General features: G+C 23.2%; 19 protein-coding genes, 1 other RNA gene and 1 pseudogene. 5 read left to right on the top strand and 16 right to left on the bottom strand.

Annotation, left to right across the window (positions count from 1 at the left end; genetic code table 11):
• Positions 1–528: 528 nt before the first annotated feature.
• Positions 529–1,752, bottom strand: a complete 1,224-nt coding sequence (locus tag BBP_RS00440; RefSeq protein ID WP_011091222.1) for a 3-oxoacyl-ACP synthase I — start codon at positions 1,750–1,752, stop codon at positions 529–531.
• Positions 1,753–2,038: 286 nt separating this feature from the next.
• Here BBP_RS00440 and rsmI point away from each other — a divergent pair, with 286 nt between their 5' ends.
• Together rsmI and rnpB are read left to right on the top strand one after the other, a co-directional pair.
• Positions 2,039–2,917: a 16S rRNA (cytidine(1402)-2'-O)-methyltransferase gene (gene rsmI, locus BBP_RS00435; protein ID WP_011091221.1), complete on the top strand. Its 879-nt coding sequence runs from the start codon at positions 2,039–2,041 to the stop codon at positions 2,915–2,917.
• 12 nt (positions 2,918–2,929) lie between these two features.
• An RNA gene (gene rnpB, locus BBP_RS02825) (RNase P RNA component class A) lies at positions 2,930–3,280 on the top strand.
• A 112-nt stretch (positions 3,281–3,392) separates the two neighbouring features.
• On the opposite strand, the gene pmbA is transcribed toward rnpB, so the two are convergent.
• Positions 3,393–4,739 carry a metalloprotease PmbA gene (gene pmbA / locus BBP_RS00430; protein WP_011091220.1) on the bottom strand — a complete coding sequence of 449 codons (1,347 nt, stop codon included), beginning with the start codon at positions 4,737–4,739 and terminating at the stop codon, positions 3,393–3,395.
• A gap of 114 nt (positions 4,740–4,853) precedes the next feature.
• On the opposite strand from pmbA, the gene ppa reads away from it, so the two are divergent.
• The gene (gene ppa / locus BBP_RS00425) at positions 4,854–5,381 is read left to right on the top strand and encodes an inorganic diphosphatase (protein ID WP_011091219.1); all 528 of its coding nucleotides are present in this window, start codon (positions 4,854–4,856) and stop codon (positions 5,379–5,381) included.
• Positions 5,382–6,105: 724 nt separating this feature from the next.
• Here the strand turns inward: ppa and BBP_RS00415 are convergent.
• Together BBP_RS00415 and BBP_RS00410 are read right to left on the bottom strand one after the other, a co-directional pair.
• Complete coding sequence (locus tag BBP_RS00415; RefSeq protein WP_044010458.1) at positions 6,106–6,393, bottom strand: hypothetical protein; 288 nt, start codon at positions 6,391–6,393, stop codon at positions 6,106–6,108.
• Complete coding sequence (locus BBP_RS00410; protein ID WP_148140857.1) at positions 6,374–8,491, bottom strand: hypothetical protein; 2,118 nt, start codon at positions 8,489–8,491, stop codon at positions 6,374–6,376. The genes BBP_RS00415 and BBP_RS00410 overlap by 20 nt, the downstream gene beginning before the upstream one ends.
• 214 nt (positions 8,492–8,705) lie before the next feature.
• On the opposite strand from BBP_RS00410, the gene rpmB reads away from it, so the two are divergent.
• On the top strand, positions 8,706–8,930 hold the full coding sequence (rpmB, locus tag BBP_RS00405; protein WP_011091217.1) for a 50S ribosomal protein L28: 225 nt from the start codon (positions 8,706–8,708) through the stop codon (positions 8,928–8,930).
• A gap of 41 nt (positions 8,931–8,971) precedes the next feature.
• Positions 8,972–9,139, top strand: coding sequence for a 50S ribosomal protein L33 (rpmG, locus tag BBP_RS00400; protein ID WP_011091216.1), 168 nt, complete (start codon positions 8,972–8,974; stop codon positions 9,137–9,139).
• Between the two features lie 392 nt (positions 9,140–9,531).
• Here the strand turns inward: rpmG and fliR are convergent, their stop codons facing one another.
• From fliR to fliF, 12 genes and pseudogenes are all read right to left on the bottom strand, one after another.
• Complete coding sequence (gene fliR, locus BBP_RS00395; protein WP_011091215.1) at positions 9,532–10,305, bottom strand: flagellar biosynthetic protein FliR; 774 nt, start codon at positions 10,303–10,305, stop codon at positions 9,532–9,534.
• Complete coding sequence (fliQ, locus tag BBP_RS00390) at positions 10,305–10,577, bottom strand: flagellar biosynthesis protein FliQ (protein ID WP_011091214.1); 273 nt, start codon at positions 10,575–10,577, stop codon at positions 10,305–10,307. The genes fliR and fliQ overlap by 1 nt, the downstream gene beginning before the upstream one ends.
• Before the next feature lie 83 nt (positions 10,578–10,660).
• Positions 10,661–11,398, bottom strand: coding sequence for a flagellar type III secretion system pore protein FliP (gene fliP, locus BBP_RS00385; protein ID WP_044010595.1), 738 nt, complete (start codon positions 11,396–11,398; stop codon positions 10,661–10,663).
• Between the two features lie 108 nt (positions 11,399–11,506).
• Positions 11,507–11,728, bottom strand: a pseudogene (gene fliO, locus BBP_RS02915) (flagellar biosynthetic protein FliO); the annotation flags it as partial.
• 76 nt (positions 11,729–11,804) lie between these two features.
• The gene (fliN, locus tag BBP_RS00380; RefSeq protein WP_044010593.1) at positions 11,805–12,194 is read right to left on the bottom strand and encodes a flagellar motor switch protein FliN; all 390 of its coding nucleotides are present in this window, start codon (positions 12,192–12,194) and stop codon (positions 11,805–11,807) included.
• Positions 12,195–12,201: 7 nt separating this feature from the next.
• On the bottom strand, positions 12,202–13,197 hold the full coding sequence (locus tag BBP_RS00375; protein WP_011091211.1) for a FliM/FliN family flagellar motor switch protein: 996 nt from the start codon (positions 13,195–13,197) through the stop codon (positions 12,202–12,204).
• A 143-nt stretch (positions 13,198–13,340) separates the two neighbouring features.
• A complete protein-coding gene (locus BBP_RS00370) occupies positions 13,341–14,411 on the bottom strand; it encodes a flagellar hook-length control protein FliK (RefSeq protein ID WP_011091210.1) in 1,071 nt (356 codons plus the stop codon).
• A complete protein-coding gene (locus BBP_RS00365; RefSeq protein ID WP_011091209.1) occupies positions 14,404–14,871 on the bottom strand; it encodes a flagellar FliJ protein in 468 nt (155 codons plus the stop codon). The genes BBP_RS00370 and BBP_RS00365 overlap by 8 nt, the downstream gene beginning before the upstream one ends.
• A gap of 16 nt (positions 14,872–14,887) precedes the next feature.
• Entirely contained in the window at positions 14,888–16,252 is a 1,365-nt protein-coding gene (locus tag BBP_RS00360) for a FliI/YscN family ATPase (protein ID WP_011091208.1), read from the bottom strand.
• Positions 16,249–16,926, bottom strand: a complete 678-nt coding sequence (locus BBP_RS00355; protein ID WP_011091207.1) for a FliH/SctL family protein — start codon at positions 16,924–16,926, stop codon at positions 16,249–16,251. The genes BBP_RS00360 and BBP_RS00355 overlap by 4 nt, the downstream gene beginning before the upstream one ends.
• A 30-nt stretch (positions 16,927–16,956) precedes the next feature.
• Positions 16,957–17,919, bottom strand: coding sequence for a FliG C-terminal domain-containing protein (locus tag BBP_RS00350; protein ID WP_011091206.1), 963 nt, complete (start codon positions 17,917–17,919; stop codon positions 16,957–16,959).
• A 4-nt stretch (positions 17,920–17,923) separates the two neighbouring features.
• On the bottom strand, positions 17,924–19,585 hold the full coding sequence (gene fliF, locus BBP_RS00345; RefSeq protein WP_071812935.1) for a flagellar basal-body MS-ring/collar protein FliF: 1,662 nt from the start codon (positions 19,583–19,585) through the stop codon (positions 17,924–17,926).
• Positions 19,586–19,649 lie beyond the last annotated feature (64 nt).

Genomic DNA, 19,649 nt, shown 5'->3' with positions numbered 1-19,649 from the left:
TAAAATATTAATCTAATTACTCAAAAAAATTAATACAAATTATTATTAATTTTATTAATTAAAATATAAAATTTGATATAAAACTAACAAATCATAATTTATAAATATCTTTTAAAACTAAAATATCTTTTAATATTATAAAATTTTTAAAACTACTTTTTAAAATAAATTATCATTTTCAAATTTATTGTCTAAAACTTAATATGCAATATTAAATTTCTACTTTTCGTGATATTAAATATTATTTATAATATCTTTCCATATTGTAATACTTAAAAATACTTTAATAATAAATTCTTTACAAAAATACCATATAAAAAGTAAACATATTCTCACATTTTTTATACTTGATTAATTTCAAAATAACTTAACCTTATTGTATCAAACTAATCCTAAATTTACTAAAACAAATATTAATTTAAAACTACTACTGTAAAATTAAACATTTTTAAGATAATATTTGTCTTAAAAAAGTAATAATTAAATTTTTTATTCTCGAAATATTAAATATTAAATAACTTAATTTTATTACACAAACTTTTTAATAATTAAAGAAACATTTGTTCCACCAAAACCAAAACTATTTGACATAATTATAGACAATTCTTTCCTCATCATAGTAGTTAATATATTACAGTTTTTAGCTTTAGGATCTAATTTAAATATATTAATACTCGGAACTATGAAGTTATACTTTAACATTAACAAACTATAAATCATCTCTTGAACTCCTGATGCACCCAAAGAATGACCAGTTATAGATTTAGTAGACGACAAAATAGGAATACTTGTTTTACGAAAAACCTGTTGAATAGCATTTAATTCTATTAAATCACCTATTTTAGTGGAAGTACTATGAACATTTAAATAATCAATCGGTTCTTGTATGTTACTCATAGCAATATTCATACAACGCATAGCTCCATTTCCAGACGGTACAACCACATTATAACCATCCGAAGATGTACCATATCCAACAATTTCCGCATAAATATGAGCTGATCTCGACAATGCATAATTTAATTCTTCAACCACTAATATTCCTGCCCCTCCCGAAATTACAAAACCATCTCTATAATAATCAAACACCCTTGAAGATAGAATAGGTTGAGAATTATACATGGTAGATAATGCACCCATAGAATCAAAAGCACACGCTAACTCCCAGCTTAATTCTTCTCCACCTCCTGCAAATATTAAATCTTGTTTACCTAATTGAATTAATTCCATAGCATTACCTATACAATGTGCTGAAGTCGCACAAGCTGAACTGATAGAATAATTCACTCCTTGAATTTTAAACAAAGTAGATAAACACGCAGATATACTAGACGTCATAGATTTAATAACAGTATATGGACTAACAGATTTTAACCTTTTTGTTTTTTTAATAATACTAACTCCATTGATTTGACATCTAGGAGAACCACTACTTGAACCAATAATCACACCTACTCTAGGATTATTTTGATACATCTTAGAAGTTAGTTTTGCATCTTCAATAGCTTGTTTCATAGATAAATATGAATAAATTGAAGCATCATTCATAAATCTAAATATCTTCCGATCAATATTTTCTTGATAATTATCTAATTTTATATTTCCCCATACATGACTACGCATACCTGATCTTTCCATTTCTTTAGAAAAAGAAATACCCGATTTAGTTTCTAACAATGAAGTTAATACTTCTATCTTATTATTCCCAATACTAGAAATTATACCTAATCCAGTAATTACGACTCTTTTCATCACCAATAATCCTAATTAAAACGGTAATAACATTCTCCTATCATAAAGTAGTGTTATTTCATAGCATTTGTTTATGTTTTAAATACTTTCTAACGTATAATAATTTTCCCATCTAATATAATTACTCGCAATTTACAATATTATATTACATTTTGAATTATATTTTAACATTCTTCTTTATATAAAAAATTTAGTAAAAAGTTTAAAATTAATAATTAAATATTTATTTATAATAGTTACTACAAAAATCATACTAAACAACACTATTAGGATATTATAAAACACTATGAATGCTAAAAACATTAAACAAACTGGAATATTGTACATTGTACCTACGCCAATTGGAAATCTAAATGACATATCATATCGCGCTATAAATATATTACAGCATGTAGATTTGATAGCTGCTGAAAACATATTTCATTCACAAATATTGCTGAAACATTACAATATTCTTACAAGAACAACATCTCTAAACAAAGATAACGAAAAAATAAAAAGTAAAACTTTAATTATTCAATTGAAAAATAAAAAAAACATTGCGTTAATTTCAAATTCAGGAACACCATTAATCAATGATCCTGGATTCTATTTAATAAACGAATGTTATAACCATATAATAAAAATTGTTCCTATACCAGGTCCTTGTGCGGCAATTACAGCATTAATTGCTTCCGGTTTACCTGCTAACAGATTTTGTTATGAAGGTTTCTTACCATCTAAACAAAACTCGCGATGTAAAATTCTAAACCAAATAAAAGAAGAACAAAGAACCATAATATTTTTTGAAGTTACACATAGAATTATTGAAAGCATAACAGATATAATAAATATACTAGGACCAAAACGAATTATAACATTTGCCAAAGAACTAACTAAAAAATGGGAAATAATTCAAAAAAACACATCATATAATATACTCATATGGCTAAAACAAAATTATACTTATAAAAAAGGGGAAATTGTAATTATAATCTCAGGTTATAACAACAAAAATACCAATTTAATTTCAGATGCAGTATTAAAAACTTTAAAAATATTAAAAACACATTTATCATTTAACAAAGCAATAAAAATTACTGCAGGAATATATAAATTACCGAAAAATTATTTGTATAACTACGCAATTAATAATACAATATCAAAAAATAATGATATTCATTAATATTAAAACATTGAAGCTGACCGGGCAGTCGCTGCTATTATGAAAAATACATAGAAGAGGAAAGTCCGGACTCCAAGAGGCAAAGGTACCAGATAACATCTGGGGAACGTAAGTTCACGACTAGTGCAACAGAAAATAAACCGCTAAAAATTAGAATTAGCAAGGGTGAAAAGGTGTGGTAAAAGCACACCGAATACTTGGTAACAAGTATTGACTAGGTAAACTTCTACCTTGGAGCAAGGCCAAATAAGAGTATTCGCCCAATTTTTAATACTCGGGTAGGCTGCTTGAACTAATGAGTAATTATTAGTCTAGATAAATGACTGTCAAATACTGAACCCGGCTTATAGGTCAGCTTCATTAATTAATAACATATTTAAATAATAACTAAAACTATTTTTAAAATACATAAAAAAAATTTAATATAAAACTCAAATAAACCCAAAATACTCAAAAAAATATTTCAACACACATGCTATATTCCAGAAACCTGAATCTGAGACAATAATATTGATCCAGATTGTATACTATGACGTTTGTCTATATCGTTTCCTATAGATACAATATCTTTAAACATATTTTTTAAGTTTCCAGATATAGTAATTTCATTAACTGGATATTTAATTACTCCTTGATCTACCCAAAATCCTACTGCTCCACGCGAATAATTCCCAGTAGTAATACTCACTCCTTGTCCTAATAATTCAGTTATTAATAAACCAGTATTCATTGACTTTAATAAACTTTGCAATCCTTCATTAGAATTACCTAAAATTAACCAATTATGTATTCCTCCAGAATTACCTGTACTAACCAAATTAATTTTTCTAGCAGAATAAGTGTCTAATAACCATGTTTTTAATATACCTTTATTAACTATTTTTTTTGTTTTCGTCATAACACCTTCAGCATCAAAACATTTAGACGATAATCCTTTCTTTATATGAGGCCGCTCTTCAATAGTCAACCAATTTGGAAATACTTGTGTATTTAAACTATGTAATAAAAAAGTAGATTTTTGATAAACATTATTACCATTAATAGCTTTTGCAAAATTAATAAAAAATTCAAAAGCAATTTCTGAAGAAAAAATTGCAGAAGTTTTCATAGTTAATAACTTTTTAGAATTTAATCTAGACAATGCTTTTTTTGCACTATCCTGACCTACTTTTTCAGGTAAATTTAAATCATTCATATCTCTTGATACTGAAAAAGAAAAATCTCTTTGCATATCACCATTATCACCAGCAATAACACAACACGATGTAGAATACAAAGTAGTACTATAACATTCAATCATACCTAAACTATTTCCAAATGCACGTGTTCGCACAAGACTATTAAAGCACGATCCTTCACTATTGATAATACGTTTATCTTCTTTAAAAGCTTCTCTTTCAGATAATTTAGCTATTTCTATAGCATGATTAATATTCCAATCCCAATCATGATATAAATCTAAATCTTTTACCTTATTTATAGCTAATAATTTTCTATCAGGTAGACCAGAAAATTCATCAGGAGAAGAATAAAAAACAATCCCCATTACAGAACTAAAAACATTATGTATAGATTTAAAACTTAAATCAGTAGAAGAAACCATACCTTTTCTATTGTTTTTATAAACTGTAATTGTTAAAATATTATTTTTATTAAATTCAATCGAGTTAACTGAATTCTTTCGTATTAAAACGTCAACACCACAATTTTTCTCAATAACAACTTCAGAAAAAACCGAATGATTCGCAGCTAAATTCAAAATATACTCAACAATTTTTTTTAAATCATTTTCTTGCGTAGTTATATCACTTAATTTCATCATGTTAAATTCCTTAAAATCTCTAAAACTACTTGTTTTAATAATATAGTTAAAATACATTTTCAAAAATATCAATACGAAATTTAAAATTAATTTGTTAAAAAAAAGAGGTCCTTAATGACTTTAAATACAGTTTTATCTGGAAAAAATATTCCTGAAGACATATATGTGATTATCGAAATTTCTGCGCACTCTAATCCAATAAAATATGAAGTTAACAAGGATCTAGGATTATTATTTGTAGATAGATTTATACCTGTTCCTATGTTTTATCCCTGTAATTATGGCTTTATTAATAAAACTAAATCTAATGATGGAGATCCACTAGATGTCCTAGTACACACACCATATCCTATACTACCAGGATCAATTATAAGATGTAAACCTATAGGTGTGCTAAATATGTTTGATGAATCTGGAGAAGATTACAAAATTATTGCAATCCCTCACCCTAAAGTATGTCTAGAATATTCTTCCATAAATGACATTTGTCACTTATCACCAACACTAAAACAACAAATAATCCATTTTTTTAAACACTATAAAAATTTAGAAAATAATAAATGGGTAAAAATAATAGGATGGGAAAATAAAAAAAATGCAGAAAAAATAATACTTTCTGCGTGCGAAAAATTTCACAAATAAACAAAAGAGCTCTCCTGACACGGAGAGCAAAATTTAATTGTTTAAAACTAAATTTAAAATTTAAATAATAAATTTTGATATAAAAATTTTAATAATATACAATAAAATTAGCCCGATTAACAATTTCTTAATAATACTTTTTATGCAAAAAAATTAAAAAAAATAATTCTTATTCATTAATTAAAAAAACAAAATTTTTTAAAAAGAAATTTAAATTTTTAAAAAAATCATACATACCTATTTCAATACCTAAACATTTAATATAAAAATTACGATTCACATTAACAAAAATTTTCATATCTAAAGGAATAAATTTATCCATGTTAAATTTAGAACAACGAACATACTTTTCTTGTTCATATGAAGAAAAAATTCCATGTTTTTAATATCTTAAACAAATTATTATAATACAATACAAACATTTTTATCTTAAAATTACTAATTAAAACATATAGTCTATCGCAATTCATTTCAGAAATATTATAAAAATAATTCAATTTTAAAAACATAGATACACGATTTTTTATTTCTAATAAACATCTAAATTCAACATTATATTTATCAATTTTTATAATAATATTGTGTAAATTTAACACATCTAAAAAAACAATATTTTTAATAAAAAAATTTTTCCATTGAAGATTATCTATTACGATACAAAAATATTTATTATTCCCAAATTTTAAATCATTCTTTACAGATGTATATAGAAGATGCACACGCTTTAAAAAAATGTTGTACTGTTAAAAAAATCTAATTTATAATTATCAAAATTTATAACTCCTGATAATACTTTAGATTTATTACCAATATTTTTAATTTGCAACCTTGAACGAAACTTTTCGCTTAATGCGTCATAATTAATAACATCAATAAGAAAAGAAAATTCATATTTCATGATATTATTTAGATTTATACTAAATTTAGCGTTAATTAATAAAATAGAATCAATACTTAGAATATTTTTTGTGTTACAAAACTCAAATAATTGATTAAAAAATTTGCTTAACATAAATAAATTTATTTAAAAACTTTACAAATTTAGATTTAATAGAATGTTTAAAAAAAGAGACATAATTTATATTAATTTTTTTATAATAATTAGAAAAAAGATAAGAAATAAGTGCAAAAACTGTTTTATTAACATTAGAGTCTAAATAAAATTTAAAATAATTAATTTTTCTTAAAACATTTGTTTGAATAAAAACATTAATATTAAAATATTTATCTAAAATTAAACGCATAAAATTATTATAACTTGATAAACATATCGTTGCTAAATAACGCTTATCATGTTCATTTTTTATTTTAAAAAATACATGGTTAACATATAAATTCCCAAAAAATAATTTTGTTACTGACAAAAAAATAGTATTTAAAAAATCTTTACTATTTATATCAATTAAAAATTTAATATTAACAATTTTAAATATGTTAAAATCTAGCTTATTTCCTATGAACTTACATATAGCATGATAATAATTTATAGATCTAAAAATTTTTACATCAATATCAAATTTCCCATCAAAATTTGGAAAAAAAAATTTTAAGTCCTTTATACTAAAAAATACATTTAAATTTAAAAAACTATTAAAATCACTTCGCATGGAAAAACTATTCTTTCCAGAAATTATATGCACATCTGTAAAAATATATTTATCACGAATATTTAGAAAATTTGAACTTAATAATAAAATCTTTTCATTAAAATCATTATTTAAAATAATCTTTTTAATATTTATTAATAATTTTGTTTTTTTTAAGTTATCAAAAAATTTGTTTAATAAAAATTTTTGAACTAAATCTCTATTACTGCAGTATTTCCATTCATAATTACATAAAATTTTTTTTTGAAATATCCTAAACTTTATCAATTTTAAAAATATATTTTTATAATTTCCTATCCCTAACAAACAAAACTTTATAGGAAAAACATCCTTTATATTTAACACACTATAACTTTGAAAAAAATATTCTGAAGAATTAGTAAATATCTCTAACTTAAAATTATTTAAATACGAAAAATTTTTTCTATGAATGTAAGAATTTAAGTTTGATAATCGTAATTTGCACTTAAATATCAACTTTTCGGGCATTAAAATTCTTTTTATTAAAAAATTAATATTAATTTTATCTATATAAAAATTTATCTTTAAAATTGATAACCACAATCCATGAATTATTATTTTTATATTAGAACTACTACCATATATCTCATTCTTATTAACACAATTAATCGTTAAATTAATATAATTTTGATTGATATTTATAAACCCGTTAATACGTACTTTAAACATTCTCCTAAAAACAAAAAATAATCTTTTTATATTGACACTATTTTTAAATATTCTAAAATTTATAAAAAATTTCGATATAGAAATATTTTTATTATCTTCTAAATAAATTTTATTGCATGAAAAATTTGCAATATCTATGTTAACAAAAGTATCAAAATTACCTTTTTTAAAATAATTAAATAACATTTTTAAATACTGCCTACAACAAACTAAAAAATTTCTACTATTAAATCGACAGTAATTATTAGTACTGTCAAAACAATAGAAATTGTTTATACTAACAACATCTGTTTTAAAAAATTCTAATTCTAAAAATTGTTTATTCCAATATCCTTTACTAGAAAAAAAATTTGTGAATAATTCAACACCATCAACATTTGCAGTAAAATTGTAAAAACGAATATCTTTAAAAAAAATAAAAAAATACGAAAAAAATTTCGATTTCAAATTTAAAGGGAAAACACCATTTGTTTTAAAATTGACATCATTTATATTTTTTATAAAAAAATTAACGTTTTTACACGTAACTAAATTAACATCAATATAAAATTTTTTAAAAATATGCACAATAAAATTTAACTGAAGTACTTTAATTGTAAGTAAAATATTTTTACTTTTATATTTTACGTTGATTAATTTAAAATTATTTAATGTTCCAATTAATTGATCAACTTCTAATTCTGGTACTAAATAATGCGATAAAAAAAATATTGTGCGTAATCCCAAATTACTTTTAACTAAAAATAAAATCCCCAAACAAAATATGATACTAACAAAAATTGTGGATAAAAAAACCTTTTTTAAAATATTCATTAAAATAAATCCAACTAATACATAAAGTTTATCCATACTTTTAAAAAAGTAATATCATTAAATACTGAATCGTACTCAAAAATTTTATTTTAAAAAGATTGTTACAACTTTCAAAATAGTATATAAATATACGAAACTAATACATTTCTTATAAGTCATATTTAATGAATATCATTAAAAATTTATAATGTACATAAATTATTTTAGGAAAAAAATGTCAAAAATATGTCAAATAACTGGGAAAAAACCTATTACCGGAAACAATCGCTCACATGCCATGAATGCAACAAAAAGACGATTTTTTCCAAATTTACATTTTCATAAATTTTGGAACCCTAAAACAAAAAGATTTATAATACTAAGAGTATCTGCTAAAGGAATGAGAAATATAGACAAATTAGGGTTAAATTCGCTTAAAATAAAAAAATTACACAAATGAAATTAAATAATTACAATCCAAAGGTATATAAATAAACAAGTATGGCTAAAAGCTCTAGAGAAAAAATAAAATTAATATCTTCTTCAGGAAGTAAACATTACTACACTACTACAAAAAATAAAAAAGCACCATCCAAAAAAATAGAATTAAAAAAGTACGATCCTAAAATTAGAAAACATGTTTTATATAAAGAAGCAAAAATAAAATAAATTAAAAATTTTTAAAATTAAAATACATGTTTATACATTAAAAATTTTTACTAAACAAATTTTAAATTAATTTATTTAGTAAGGAATTTTAAATTCCTTACTATTTAAAAATATAAATGTTAAAAAACTATATTGTCTTCTACTTAAACTACACATAAAAACAATTCTTTTTAACATCCTAATAAATCTAAATTTTATCGAGTTGATTATTAACATTATACATTAAATTTTTAATATAATATTACAAGAAAAAATTTAAAAATTTTTAATATTATTTCTTAATATAAAACATTTCCAATACTTCAAATACAATTTATATTTTCTTACCTATAAATAAAACTAATTTATTCACAAATTCCCTAAAAACCACATTTACATAATTTAATTTATATTTAACTATTAAACAAAGTTAATACAAAACTCTGTAAACGACGAAAAATTACAATACAAGATGAAGGAAAAATTGGAATAAAAAAATATAACAAAATTATTCCAACTAATAAAGTAACAGTAAATCCTAAAGATAAAATAGAAATTTGAGGAGCTACACGATTCAAAATTCCAATAGATAAATTCAATAATAATTGAACAATAATAATTGGGAATAATAACATTATACTGTCAAAAAAAATATATTTAGAAAAATTTACTACCTTTAAAAAAATATTAGGATCTAAATATATTTTTTGAATAGGTATAGTAATAAAAGTGTCAAATAAAGCAGACAACATCCAAATATGACCATTCCATTCTAAAAATAATAATAATAAAAAAATATGAACAAAATGTGACAAAGCAGACAAATTAGAACGGCTATTAAAATCAAACAATGAAGAAAATGATAAACCCATTTGTAAACTAATTATTTCTCCAGACATAAAAATAGAAGAAAATATCAATTGCATGGTTAATCCTAATAATATACCAATTAACATTTGTTCGATAATAATTAAAATTCCGTCAACAGAAAATATAGCTATATTTACCTTTGGTAAAAAAGAAGAAAAAATCCAACTAATAACAAAAGCCATTATCAGTTTAATTTTTTTTTCAATAAATTTACTATTAAATAACGGTGCCGTAGAAAATAACGCAAGAATACGTACAGCTGGAAAAAATAAATTATAAATAAATAATATAAAATCATTAAAATTAAACTGGAACATTATGAATAAGTAATATAAGACAAATTATAAAATAAAGTATGTGTATAATCTGATAATATAACTAACATCCATGGACCAAAAATAACAATAGATACTAATACTGCAGCTATTTTAGGAATAAAAGATAACGTCTGTTCGTTTATTTGAGTGGCAGCTTGAAAAATACTTACAATTAAACCACAACATAACGCTGACAATAATAAGGGTAAAGAAATCATTAACGTTACTTTCATAGCATCATAAAATAAACTCATTACAGATTCAATAGTCATGGAATTAGAATTCTCTTTTAAATAACAATAAAATGTAATTATTAGATAATCAAAATTATTTTACTTTAACTAAATCATAAAAATTAATGATAAAAACTATGAGTTAAAGACGTAATCAACAATTGCCAACCATCAACCAACACAAATAACATTAATTTAAAAGGCAACGATATAGTAGAAGGAGGAACCATCATCATTCCCAATGACATAAGTACACTAGAAACTACCAAATCTATGATTAAAAATGGTATAAATATAGTAAAACCAATCTGAAAAGCTGTCTTTAATTCACTAGTAATAAATGACGGCAATAAAACTCTCATTGGAATCTCTTCCTTCCGAGAAAAAGTAGAAATATTAGCTAATTTTGAAAAAAACTCTAAATCTACTTGACGAGTTTGATTAACCATAAACTTATGAAGAGGTTTAGCCCCCCTCACAATTGCTGTATCTATAGAAATTTTATCTTCGCTAAAGGGTAAATAAGAATCTTGATAAATTTTATCAAAAATAGGCGCCATAATAAAAAAAGTTAGTATTAAAGACAAACCCACTAAAATTTGATTAGGAGGAGAATATGGCGTTCCTAAGGCACTACGTAACAAACTAAACACAATAACTATGCGAGAAAAACTAGTCATCATTAATAAAACAGTTGGGATAAACGTTAATGATGTAATAAAAACTAACGTTTGAATTGGAATGGACCAAATTTGCCCACCATCTGATGATGTATGACTAATCACATCTGGAATACCTGCATATGCATAAGAAGGACAAAATAATAAAAATACGCATAATGAAGCAATTTGATATACCATTGTTTTATTCCACATAGTTCTAATGTAATTATTTCGCTTATAGCCAACATTAGAAGATTTAATTAGAGAATCTTGACTTTTTTTATAAACAATTGGAGGTAATGTATATAAATGCACAATTCTTTTTGAAGTAACACCTAAAACTAATCTAACATCTTTAATATCAACAATAATAATTTTTTCATTATATCCTAAAGAAATTTTAGACTCTACTTTCATATACGATTGAATTATAACATTCTTATCTAAAATAAACTTTTTCACTATCCAACTAATAAATATAATTGATGTCACTAACTCAAATAATGATATTCCTATTTTTTCAAACATAATATCGATCAACATAAATTAAAAGATTATAATTTTATAAAATAAAATATTTTTATCCTGATAATAAATTATTTAATTAAAGCTTTTTAAATACAGAATTATCAATAATATTGATAATTCTAATACCATATTTATTTTCCGTAACTACTAGCTCTCCTGTAGCAATAACATAACCATTAACCAATATGTTTAAAGGATCTCCCGCATGCTTATCTAATACTAATATTGATTTAGAACGCAGTTCTAATAAGTCTTTTATAGTTATTTTAACTGTTCCTACTTCAATTGTAAGATGAACTGGAACATCCATTATAAATTTCATTTTAGATGAAATATCATTCTTAGAATTTAGATTCAAATCAACATCATTAACTGTTTTGCTATGAAAAATTTTATCTTCGATTTCACAAGATTTTTTTATATCTTCTTTATTTAAATCTAATAAGTTTTTATTTTTATTATTCACTAATATATTATCCATTTTTATAATTTAAAGTTGAATTATAATAATCTACAACACAAAATACATATTTATTTTTAAACATTTTATATTTTCCAATCAAAATTGGTACATTTTCAGAATATGCAACAACATTATCTAACATATGAATAGGTAATATATCACCCACTTTAAATGCTATAATTTTTGAAAGAGTAATATAATTTTCTATTAATACAATTTTTAACACTATTTTACAATTATAAACAATCACTTGAAATAATCGTTTTCTTATTTCAGTATTAACAACATTATCATAACTAATATGACTAACATTATGAACACTATTTACATCAGCTTCATTATTACATTGAAAAGACAATGAAGTTGGTAAACATATTCCTAACATTCCAAACTTATTTGCTATTCTTAAACGAAACAAAAAAGTTACAAACGTATCTTTACTATTTATAAAATTAACATTAGATATTTCATTTAAATTTTGTAAACGATTTAAAATAAGCTTCATTTTACATAATGATACTTTGTTCCATAAAAAATAATACTGTTCTAAAATTATTTTAAACATTTTTTTAACAATGTTAATCGTAGATAAAGTTAACTTTTTAAATAAACCATTTGAACTATTTTTTAATTCACATCCCCCAAATAAATATTCTATTAAATAATCTGAAATATTATCAGAAACAAATATTATTCCTAATTTCTTATATGGACTAATTTCAAAGCAATCTGAAATAGAATTATTCTTTATATTTTTTTTTATATTTTTAAATTTTTGAATTATAAATTTATAAAAAGAAATTTTACAATCAACATCTGAATATTCCGAAATATGTTTAGTAAATTGTTTTAAAAAACATTCATGCATATTTTCTAAACGATCTTTCATATTATGATAAGTCAAATAATAATCTGTTGTCTGATAATATGGAAAAATCTTTGAAGATATATCTATTTTATTTTTAATATAAATTTTTTTAACTCTAGAAATAACATCACTTTGCATAAAATACGCTCCAAAACAACATTATTTAAATTATTCATATTTTTTAAAATAACAAATATTTTTAAACTAAAAATAAAAACACTAAAATTTATAGTAAAACAACATAAACTACATTATAAATACAACCATAAATTTTTTATTTTTTAAACATACATATTAATGTTATTATAATTATACTGATAATCGTTTTTATCTAATTCATAAAATCTTAATGCATGACTTTTTGTTTTAGATATAACAGTATTATAATGATTAAGAATTTTACTATCAAACTTCCTATCATAATTTGTTCGTACAGCATTTAAAAATTCTTCTCGACTACTCACATTAATAGAACTAACTTCTATTCCGCAATCTTTTAAAACATTTTTCAAATAAATAATATGAGACTGAAAAATTTTTTTAATTTCATTACGACAAGTTACTAAATCTAAAATTATGGATTTATTATTAATTATCTTAAAATATATGAATACAGACCCTAAATGTTTTGAATTTAAAATAAATGTTATACATTTAGTTTTATTATTTAAAAATACTAACATTTTTTTAAAAACAAATTTTTTCCAAAATTTATAATCACATGACAATATGAATTTTTTTTTAAATATATCAAACAATTTATATATTTTACCAAACTTAAAAATTTTATCTCTATCTAAAGAATATATTATACTATAATAACGTTTTCTATTTAGACTAAAAATTGAATTCAATGAAGTATCAGCTAAAAAATTTAAAATAGAAAACAAACAACATAATTTGTCATCATAAAACCATGAAGAAATATTATGACCTAATGAAAAATTAGTATATTTAGATTTATTTAAACCTATGAATAAACATTTTTTTTGCACAAAAAATTCAGAAATTTTAGGTAACACAAATAAATTCGAAAAAGAACTAGTTTTTTTAATAATAAATAATTTACTAAAAATAAAATAATCAAAAGAACAAAAATTCTTATTTTTTATGCCATAACTATGGCAATAATTATTTTTTAAATAAATATAATCATCATTAATACTTTTCATGTTATCTTTAAATTTTATAGTTTGCTGCATTTTTAAAATCATATCACGAAAAAAAGTATTCTTATTCTTAGAAACTACATAATTATTGCATTCTTTTTTAAGCTGAAATGCATTTAAATAAAATTGACCACGACGTACAGAAGTACTATTTCTTGAAACGTTATATTCAATTTTAAACATAATCCGTATCTTCTCTATCATTTTTTAATAGATATTTATACGTACAACATGAATCTAATAAATCTTGGTCATCTAACTGACTAAGTTTAAATCTATTTAATAACAATCTAGAATTAATATTATTCCACATTTTAATTTTTTTTTGTTTTTTTTTCCATAAATATATATACTCATTATACTGTTTATAAAGCTTACACATAGTATCGTTTTGTTTATTGACACCATCTATTAAAAAAGCAATAAAATTATAATAATGAGCTAGTCGGGTACCTGAAATATAAAACTTAAGTTCTTGATCTAAACATTTTAAATATTCACACTGATAAGACATTAATATATCAAGTTGAGCTTTAACTTGAATTATACCAGATAATATCTTTTTTAAGTTAAGAACTATATGATAATTACTTTTAACGTCTAAATACTTTAATAAGGTAAAACATCGTTTTTTCTTATACATAAAATAAACCACTATATTAATTAAATAAACTATATAAACTTTTTTTAGAATCTAAAAAGTTACTTTTCTCTAACATTCCTTGTTGTAAAAACTTGTTTAATTTAGGTATTAAAGTAATAGCCATATCCAAATCCGGGTCAGTTCCTGAAATATATGCACCAACATTAATTAAGTCTCTATTGCGCTGATATAACGATACAATTTTTTTAAAATGACAAGCAAAAGAATAATGAGAACTATCTACAATATTCGGCATAACGCGACTAATTGAATTTTCTATATTAATAGCAGGATAATGACCTGATTCCGCATACTCACGAGAAAGTATAATATGCCCATCTAAAATTGATCTTGCAGATTCAGAAATGGGATCATATCTTTCCTCTTCTTCAGTTAAAACTGTAAAAAAAGCAGTAATCGATCCACTATTTATTTTTCCATTTCCCGCACGCTCTATCAATGAAAACAATTTTGAAAAAACAGAAGGCGGGTACCCCTTACTAACAGGTAACTCACCTATTGATAAAGATATTTCCCGATGTGCCATCGCATAACGAGTTAATGAATCCATAATTAACAAAACATGAAAATTTTTATCTCTAAAATATTCAGCTATTCGCATAGCATAAATAGCACCTCTAGTTTGCATCAACACTGATGATTCTGAAGGTGCAGAAATAACTATTGAACGAGATAAAACAGTTTCAGTTAACACAGAATCTATAAACTCTTTTACTTCTCTTCCACGCTCACCTATTAAACTTAATATAACTATATCTGCCTGAGTGTACCGTGTCATCATACCTAGCAAAACACTTTTTCCTAATCCAGAACTAGCAAACAAACCTATTTTTTGTCCTCTTCCAATCGTTAATAATCCATTTATAGATCGTATACCAGTATCTAAAACATGAGTTACGGGCTCACGATGAAGAGGATTAATTGATACATTAGTTAATGAAACATTATATTTACTATCAATTTTGGAAAAATTATCTAATGGTTTTCCTAAACCATCTACGATCCTTCCTAATAATTTATCACACACTGGTAGTTTATTAATATTATAATAGCTACCATTTAAAATTTTTGGCGTAACTTTAGAATCAGCAGTTAAATCGCTAACATTTGATAAAAGAAGTAATAACAACAAATTTCGTCTAAAACCAATCACTTCAGCTTCTATCATATCAGAATCTAAAATACTATTATTTTTTTCAACAATGCATATTGTACCAATTGGTAATTTCAATCCGCTTACTTCTAATACCAAACCATTAATTCCAATTAATTTACCACAATACATTATACTGGGCATATGCACTAATATTTTCTCAAATTGATCTAATTTTTCCAACCACTTTTTTATACGTAAATTCATTGTTTTTCCTGAAAATATACTAGTTTACATAATTTGTTCCAACGTGTAGAAGAAGTCGAATCTAAAATAGTATCTCCTGACGAAATTATAAACTCTCCTGAAGGAATATAGTGATTATAACAAATTGTCCAACCATATTGACTAAATATCTTACCAAAATACTTTTTAACTAATAATTGATTATTCGGGCTAATAAATAGTTTTGGATTTTCTAAAGAAAACATCCGATCTTGAAATATTGTTTCTATTTTTTTTAAAAAACTAGAATCATCATTAGCTAATGTAGTAGTCTCTAAAACTTTCTTAGAAATTTTTAAAACTGTGTTTATTATTTTAGAAGAAACCTTTTCATCAAATAATGATAATGATTGTCTAAAATTAGATAAAAAATCTTCCATTTTATTTAAAATTTCACGATTTTTTTTCTCAAACTCTGCAAACGACTTTTTGAATCCAGCTTCAAAACCCTCCTTTTTACCTCTTTTAAAACCATCCTCATAACCATTTTTTTTTATATTATTTAAATTATCATTATTTTGTTCTGCAGTAAAAGTATTTGAAAAATTACTTACCTGATCTGACTTTTTAAAATTATTATGTGTAATATTTGTAGTTGTATCTATTTCTCCAGGATTCCATTTTTCCCAAGCTTTATTTAAAAAATTTTTAGACATAATCTTACACGTTCCCGATAATTAATAATCTTAGCTGTTATACAAAATTTTTTTGACTGAATTTAATAAATTATTTCTTTTTTTTTGTATTAAATCATTCGAAATAAATATTTTTTTTGAACAATAATTTTTTATCAAATTTGTATTTTCTAGAGACATATTTTTATAAAACTTTTTTTTAAACTCTTCTTTTTCAACCTTCATAATTTCAGACAATTCATATAACGGAAATACTTTAATTAATCGCCGAATATATACATCGTCTAGATTTATAATATCCGAAAACTCAAGCATCTTAGTTTTAATTCGTTTAGCTAATACCTTATCTGATGAAAACATTTTTGTTAAAATTTTTGTTTCCTGATCTCTCTTAATTAATTTTAACAATTCTACAGCAGTAACTATACCTTGTTGGTTTAACATAGAATTTTGATATTTATTTATTAAATTATCAATTATTTTAACAAACTCTTCTTGACCTAATTTCTTTAAACTAGAAAAATTAGCTATTCGTCTAATTATATCTAAACTTAAATTATCTTCAAAATATGATAAAATATTTGCTGCATGATTTCTATTTAAATAAATCAATATTGTAGCAATAATTTGAGGATGTTCACCTTTAATTAAACTTACTATTTTTTCTGGATTAATTAAGTTTAACTTCTTTATATTATCTGAAATATTTTTTTGATTTTTAAATTTATCTAAAAGTAACACAGCGTGATGTTCACCTAGAACTTTTTTTAAAAGAGATATAATAAAATTGTTATTGATAAAACTTATATTTTGATCCTTATTTATTCTAACTTCATTACAAAATTCAGATAACACTAAATCAGCAGTTATACTAGATATAACATCCATGTAAGACATACATTTAGCAATATTCTCAATTTCTTGTATAGAAAGTTCTTTTAAAATTTCTATAGCTTTATCTATACCTACTAATGCTAATAAGACAGCACTTTTTTGTTCGCCATTTAAATTCATAATTTTAACCACTTATCCATTTTCGAATAACCATAGCAATCTCTTTCGGATCAGATTCTAATACGCTACTCAATTTTTTTTTTAATTCTTTATCATCTTCTACACCTTTATTCTGTGATGTCAAATTGTCCTTAACTGCATAATTATTAGAAATATCTATCCGCTTTTTATTTTTAAATAATATTTTTAAAAAATTTAACTTGATAATTAACAAACATAATATTATTACACCTAGACATATTAAAAAAAACTCAAACAAATTATTAAATGAAATATATTTATTATAATTGCTGGGAGGAGATTGAAAATAAACCTCTGGCGTTGAAAATTTGAAATTAACTACAGAAACGCTATCTCCTCTTTTTCGAGAAAACCCAACAGATTCACAAACCAATTTTTTAATACTATTCAACTTATCTGTACTTAAAGAAACAAACTTACCATGTTTATCTTTAACATAGTTAATAACTACTGCAACCGAAAGACGCTTAACATTTCCCACATTAAATTTATTATGAGAAATTACATGATCTAATTCATAATTAACAATATAATTCTGATTAGTACTTGATTGTGGAATAACAGATTCATCGCTTAAATTTCTTTTAGAATTTTTTGTAGATGAGACTTGTTCTGAAAAATTAGGAATATTATTGTGATTAAATAACAAAGATGAATTAGATAAATCATTCAATTTTTTATTAGATAAAACACCTTGATTTGAAGAAAAAGAATTATCTGAATATTTTTCACTAAATTCTATATTCTTTTTATTCTGAACAGAACGGACAGATTGCTTTTCGTTACTATAATTAGGAGTAAATCTTTCTTCTGAATTTTCTTGTTTATCAAAACTTATTTGAGCAGTAACCTGTGCATGAATATTATTTACACCAACTAATGGAACTAACACACTTTCGATCTTATTTTTGTAACCAGTTTCTATTTCATTAGAATATTTTAACTGATTGTTACTATAACTATCATTATACAAATCATTCATACTACTTAATAGATTCCCAAATTGATCAACTATTGTAATATTTTCAATTTGTAAATTCGACACACCTTGAGCGACTATATGTAAAATAGAGTTAATTTGATTATAATTAAGATAACGACCTGGTTTAATTTCTAATATTACAGAAGCAGACGGAATTTTTTTTTCACGAATAAAAACTGAAGATTTAGACAATACTATATGAACTCGAGCAGTTTTTATATTTTCTAATTTTTGAATACTCCTTGCTAATTCACCTTCTAATGCTCTTTCATAATTAACTTCTTCATTAAATTGACTTAAACCAAACTTTTCTGTATCTAATAATTCAAAACCAACTTTTTTCTCTTTAGGTAAACCCTGCTCTGCTAAATCCAAATACACTTTTTTAAGTGCATTACTAGGTATCAGCAACTCAGAATGGTTTTGATTAAACTTAAATGGTATTTTCAAACTAATTAACCGCGAAACTATCGACTTTTCATCATCATTAGATAAGTTATTATAAAGAATAGAATAATTAAGAGGTTTAAAAAAAAATATATAAAATACTATTAACGTAATTAAAAAAACCAACAGTAAAACACGAACATTTAGTGATAAATTCGAAAAAAAATTACGTTTTAAATCTCTATTTTTTACATTTAAATTAGATGTACGGCCCATATTCATGAAATATTCCCTTCACGAAAACTATATTTAATTAAACGTTTATTATGTTGCTAAAACT

It is taken from the genome of Buchnera aphidicola str. Bp (Baizongia pistaciae) (assembly GCF_000007725.1).
GTDB classification, from domain to species: domain Bacteria; phylum Pseudomonadota; class Gammaproteobacteria; order Enterobacterales; family Enterobacteriaceae; genus Buchnera_B; species Buchnera_B aphidicola_H.
Note: the sequence above shows the minus strand (reverse complement) of the source record. Positions and strands in the feature narration are given on the sequence as shown.

Coding starts and splice junctions, on each gene's coding strand:
- pmbA (WP_011091220.1), bottom strand. CDS start 4,739: ATGATGAAATTAAGTGATATAACTACGCAAGAAAATGATTTAAAAAAA.
- rpmG (WP_011091216.1), top strand. CDS start 8,972: ATGGCTAAAAGCTCTAGAGAAAAAATAAAATTAATATCTTCTTCAGGA.
- BBP_RS00375 (WP_011091211.1), bottom strand. CDS start 13,197: ATGCAAAGTGATGTTATTTCTAGAGTTAAAAAAATTTATATTAAAAAT.
- BBP_RS00350 (WP_011091206.1), bottom strand. CDS start 17,919: ATGAATTTAAATGGCGAACAAAAAAGTGCTGTCTTATTAGCATTAGTA.
- fliR (WP_011091215.1), bottom strand. CDS start 10,305: ATGTTCCAGTTTAATTTTAATGATTTTATATTATTTATTTATAATTTA.
- BBP_RS00440 (WP_011091222.1), bottom strand. CDS start 1,752: ATGAAAAGAGTCGTAATTACTGGATTAGGTATAATTTCTAGTATTGGG.
- BBP_RS00415 (WP_044010458.1), bottom strand. CDS start 6,393: ATGTTAAGCAAATTTTTTAATCAATTATTTGAGTTTTGTAACACAAAA.
- rpmB (WP_011091217.1), top strand. CDS start 8,706: ATGTCAAAAATATGTCAAATAACTGGGAAAAAACCTATTACCGGAAAC.
- fliF (WP_071812935.1), bottom strand. CDS start 19,585: ATGGGCCGTACATCTAATTTAAATGTAAAAAATAGAGATTTAAAACGT.
- BBP_RS00355 (WP_011091207.1), bottom strand. CDS start 16,926: ATGTCTAAAAATTTTTTAAATAAAGCTTGGGAAAAATGGAATCCTGGA.
- BBP_RS00370 (WP_011091210.1), bottom strand. CDS start 14,411: ATGTTTAAAATTGAATATAACGTTTCAAGAAATAGTACTTCTGTACGT.
- ppa (WP_011091219.1), top strand. CDS start 4,854: ATGACTTTAAATACAGTTTTATCTGGAAAAAATATTCCTGAAGACATA.
- BBP_RS00365 (WP_011091209.1), bottom strand. CDS start 14,871: ATGTATAAGAAAAAACGATGTTTTACCTTATTAAAGTATTTAGACGTT.
- rsmI (WP_011091221.1), top strand. CDS start 2,039: ATGAATGCTAAAAACATTAAACAAACTGGAATATTGTACATTGTACCT.
- BBP_RS00410 (WP_148140857.1), bottom strand. CDS start 8,491: ATGAATATTTTAAAAAAGGTTTTTTTATCCACAATTTTTGTTAGTATC.
- fliQ (WP_011091214.1), bottom strand. CDS start 10,577: ATGACTATTGAATCTGTAATGAGTTTATTTTATGATGCTATGAAAGTA.
- BBP_RS00360 (WP_011091208.1), bottom strand. CDS start 16,252: ATGAATTTACGTATAAAAAAGTGGTTGGAAAAATTAGATCAATTTGAG.
- fliP (WP_044010595.1), bottom strand. CDS start 11,398: ATGGTATATCAAATTGCTTCATTATGCGTATTTTTATTATTTTGTCCT.